1 protein-coding gene is annotated in these 282 nt (G+C 40.4%); it reads left to right on the top strand.

Going from position 1 to position 282, the window contains the following annotated elements; all coding sequences use genetic code 11:
- Nucleotides 1-282 (top strand): BspA family leucine-rich repeat surface protein (locus AB3I00_RS14825; protein ID WP_368025646.1); only part of this gene is annotated, 282 nt, incomplete at both ends.

The following is a 282-nucleotide window of genomic DNA, read 5'->3' as shown; positions in this document are numbered from 1 at the left end:
ACCACCTTGAATGTCAGTGGCTGGGACACCAGTCAAGTACGAAGTTTTGATGGTGTGTTTTATGAATGTAACAACGTGCAAGCGTTAGATATGAGTAGCTGGCAAACGGATCAAGTACGAAATTTTGATGGGATGTTTCAAAATTGTTACCAACTTCAAACGTTAGATGTGGGTCATTGGAACATGAGTCAAGCACGAAATATAAATGGCATATTTTATGGGTGTACCAACCTTCAATCTGTGGATGTCTCCAATTGGGATACGAGTCAAGTGACGGATTTT

Origin of the sequence: Enterococcus sp. C76 (assembly GCF_040886985.1) — a bacterium.
GTDB classification, from domain to species: domain Bacteria; phylum Bacillota; class Bacilli; order Lactobacillales; family Enterococcaceae; genus Enterococcus_B; species Enterococcus_B lactis.
The sequence above is the reverse complement of the archived record's forward strand: the minus strand, read 5'-3'. Positions and strand labels throughout refer to the sequence as shown.